The sequence below is a fragment of the Acidisphaera sp. S103 genome (assembly GCF_009765975.1).
In the GTDB taxonomy this organism is placed as follows: domain Bacteria; phylum Pseudomonadota; class Alphaproteobacteria; order Acetobacterales; family Acetobacteraceae; genus Rhodopila.
The window spans coordinates 6934-11065 of the sequence record NZ_LMUJ01000023.1; the positions used below are offsets into that span (position 1 = coordinate 6934).

At 63.1% G+C, this 4132-nt stretch carries 2 protein-coding genes; both read right to left on the reverse strand.

Features of this window, described 5'->3' with window-relative positions:
* Positions 1-1758: DUF4954 family protein (locus GSQ89_RS02130; RefSeq protein WP_216855971.1), on the reverse strand; the 1758-nt coding region annotated here is incomplete at its 3' end.
* A gap of 634 nt (positions 1759-2392) precedes the next feature.
* Positions 2393-3211: a transposase gene (locus tag GSQ89_RS02135; RefSeq protein ID WP_158921549.1), complete on the reverse strand. Its 819-nt coding sequence runs from the start codon at positions 3209-3211 to the stop codon at positions 2393-2395.
* Positions 3212-4132: the final 921 nt, after the last annotated feature.

Here is a 4132-nt window from a genome sequence, read left to right on the forward strand (position 1 = left end):
CCACGTCGCATAGTTGCCGTTGCCAGGGGCGAATGAAGCGGTCTGGAAGCCGGACAGGCCAAGCGTGTTGTAGGTCGCCGCAACCGGCGCGCCGGCGCTGCCTTGCAATTCCACCACGTTGCCGATCCCGGACGCCGTGATGGCGCCGGTGATGGTGAAACCATCTTCCAGCACCAGCAGATTGTCGCTGCCGCCGAATGAGATGGCCCTCCTGCCGCCGGTGATCACACCCGAATCGACGACAGTGCCGTCGCCGCTGCGCATTAAGATCGCGTAATAATCGGACGAGATCGTACCGAAATTGGTGACCGTGCCGGCGCCGTACACCATGAAGACGCCGTATTCGTTACCGTAAATCACGGCAGCAGTGGAACCGGCGGCGCCGTTGGTGACGGCCCCGCTCCGTATAAATGCGACCCCGAGACCAACGCGGCTGACGATGGAACCAAAATTGGTGACGGTCGCAGGCGCGTAATAGGCGTAGATCCCCTGGGGGCCGCTGATCAGCGCGGATGTATCGATGGCCGAACCGTTAACGACCGTACCGCCCCCGCTCAGGTATATCGACGCGTCGCCCGCCGGATCCTCGATCGCCCCGAGATTGACGACGGTGATGCCACTCGCGTTCACTCCGAACACGGTGGGATTGAATTTTTCGGTGGCCGTGTTGTTGACGATGGTCCCGGACGCATCGTTGAGCAGATAGCCACCGGCGGCGATCTGCAGGCCCCGGTAACTGACTGGCGCGATCAAACCGGCATTCTCCAGCGTGCCGGCGACGCTCAAGATGCCCGAAATCGTGAGGTCGATACCGGCACCCAGCGTGACGTTGCCGTCGATGCTCCACTGGGCGCCGGAGTCGACGGTGGCCTGGCCGAAATTGACAAAATCCGCCCCTACGCCGGTCAGCGTGCCGACGCCCGCGGCGAACTCCAGCGTGTTCGCGCCGCCACCGCCGTCCACGGTGCCCTGGATCTGCAGGTTACCCGGCTGAAGCTGCATCAGGTCGTTGCCGGCCCCGAATGCCACGGCCACACCGCCGGACCCGACGATCGTGCCGCTGTCGATCACCGTTTGACTGGCGGTGCCGCTCGCATAGAAGTTTATGCCTTGGTAGCCGCTGATCGTGCCGGCGTTATCGACCACGCCGGCCCCCCCACTGATGGTGACACCCGTGTAGTTCCCATGGGAGGATATGTAACCGCCCGCGGTATTGGTGACGCTGCCGCCCGCGCCGAGATTGACGCCATTGCCGTACCCGCCGGCGATCACGCCCGAGTTGACGACCGAGCCGGTGCCGCCCGAAACCTCCACGCCCACTGAACCGCTGATTGTGCCAGCGGTGTTGGACAGCGTAACGCCGCTCAAAGCTTTGATACCGACGGCCCCGCTGATGGAACCTGTATTGACTATGCTGAGCGCGCCCCGTGAGAAAACACCGAAACGACTCCCGGACGAGATTGTACCCTCGTTCGTAAGGACGCCGCCATAAATATAGACGGCATACCAGTTCGATACGATCGTGCCGTGGTTGTCGAGACTGCTCGTGGAGGACAGGAACTCGACGCCAGCGTAGTTTCCTACCCCTTCACTTCTGATGACACCATAGTTCACGACCGTCGCGTTGTCGCGGGAGTAGACAGCGGCTGGGGGGCCGCCATAGTTGACGTAGCCAGTGCTGGTTATCGTCAGGGGTGAGTAATAGCCTGGCTGCCCGAGGGTGATACCGTGGTTGATCGTCGTGATGATTGTTGACATCTACCCCCCACAACCGCGGTATCGGGTTATCAATTCACCCGGGCGTCATGTCCGCGTCGTCCATGGACGTTACGCTCTGCCGCACCATTTTACCATCGGGCTCGATCGGTGATCAGACAGCCCAAATTCTCATCACATCAACGTGATCGACATCGCCACGGTCCGGCTGGGGAACAGGTCCGCCACTCTCGTTTCGGGGAGTGCATGACGATGATGCGGGATCCCGTCCCAAGGCAGACCATCGTCGGCCTGATCGCCCACCTGGAAGCGAAGCTGGCCGCGATGGCGGATGAGAGTCATCCGGTCTGATTTGTCGCCGTCGGCAAAAGAGCCGCCCCTTTCGAGGCGGCGTTGAGATTTGCGGCGTGACGCCGTTAACCTACCCAGCCGGTTTGGGCTGCCGCCGCGGCGCTCTGTGCTCAACTGGCACGGCGAGGACTATTTCGATTTGGTGGTCGAAGCCGGTTGTTGGAGCAGGGCGAGAAGATTTTCGTCGATCGCACGAGCGAGGGTGATCATAGTTCCGAGCGTCAGGTTTTACTTGCAGCCCTCGATTTGGGAAGTGTACGCTTGCTTCATCGTGGTCCGGGCCTCGATGGCGCGCTGCGTCAAACCGGATTTGATCGGGTCTTCCTCAATTGGTGTGGACGTGAGAGGTGCGTAGGGGAACCATTCGGGCCCGAAGCAAATCGATGCCTGCGCGGCCGTACATGGCGCGCTTCAGAGTTTTCAGCCGATTGATCTGTCCCTCGGTCTGTCCATTACTCCATCGCTCAGTGACGGCGTTCCGGACTGCGGCGAGATCCTGCCGCGCCTTGAGGGCGAACTGGCGCAGGCAGTGGATGCCCGAGGCCCGTGCGTCATCCAGCCACGTGCTTAACTTGTCCGTGTCTCGTCCGCGCAAAATGCCGCGGAACCGCATGACGAGTTGGCGCGTCGTCGCGAAGTCGGGAGAGCTGCACTTCAGCAGATCGACTTTCTCCGCCTGTGGTGCCGTCAGCAGCCCCCGCGGTTTGATACACAACGCGGCCGCGACCACGCAGGAGATGGTCTGCGGCAACACAGATACCGGCGGCAACGGGGCCCCCGCCAGCGCCGCGAAGTGAGCCTGACGCCATGTTCTGAGCAGCCGTTGCAAGTGAGTCAGGCTTCCAGTGTAGCCGAGCGGTCTGATCTCGGCGAGCAACTGCCGCCCGAACGTGCACCCCTCCGCCCACCGTCGGGCCAGGTATTTCCGAAACTGATTCGGCGTCGTCGGCTTTGGTGCCATGATCCCGCGTTCGGGCAGGATATCCAGCCGGGTCCATTTCGTGACCGTGCGCCAGTTAAGCCCAGTCTCCCGAACGATCTCGCTCGAGCCCTTACCAGCGGCCTGCAGCACCTTGAGCTGATCGAACCGGCTCCGCTGCGCGGCACGGCGGCCCGCACTGGCAAGACGCTGATGTTCCGTCACCTCCGGTTGCCCATAACGATGAATCAGGCCGGGTTGTGGCTGTTGTCGATGGCTGCCTAAACCCGCCCGAATTCGGCGACGTGGGATCGGCGGCGGTCGCCGGCAGCGACTGACGGATGGCGGGGGCGTGTTGGGGGATGACGGCCGTTGCGATGGGCGCCGGCTGACGGTTCGTCGGACAGCGGGTAAAGGCTTGCTCCAATCGAGAAGCAGGCACGGCGTCGACGTTAAACTTGGCGGTTACACTCGACGCCGTGCCCTACATGGTGCCGGGCACGCATGCGAGGCGAGTATCGCGGCCAACGTGGCGTTCGTCCACGGGATGTTTGCCGATCCGACCGCGGTGATGGCGCGCCGGCCCGGCTATTTGTATGCGTGGGATGTCGCAGCCAGGCGCTGATCTGCAGCTGCTGCGATCGCGGTCAGATCTATTGCGCCGACGATTGCGCTGATCGCGCGCGCCACCACGCCCAGCGTGCGGCCGGACGGCGCTACCAAATCAGCCGTCGGGGACGGCTCGCCCACGCTGTGCGGGCGCGTCGCTACCGGGCGCGCGGCAAGAAAGTGACGCATCAGGGTTCACCCCTGCTCGCGGCGGATGATCTTGTGGTGCCCGGCTCGCAGGCGATCGCGGGCGACGCAAAAGCCGCGACTGACCGATCGTCGCCGCCGGCCTCGCATTGTCACTGGTGCGGCCGGCGATGTTTGGATCTCGTCCGCTGGGGATTTCTGCGTCGCCGGGTTCGTCGTCGAGGCGTTGTGCGACACGATTCGACAGGATAGGACCATGGTGACACCGCCTGACATCGAGGCGCAGATCCTGCGCTTCTACCATGCCGAAAAATGGACCATCGGCACGATCGCGCGTCAGCTGCACATCCATAACGGCGTGGTGCGGCGGGTGCTTGCGCAGGCCGGCTT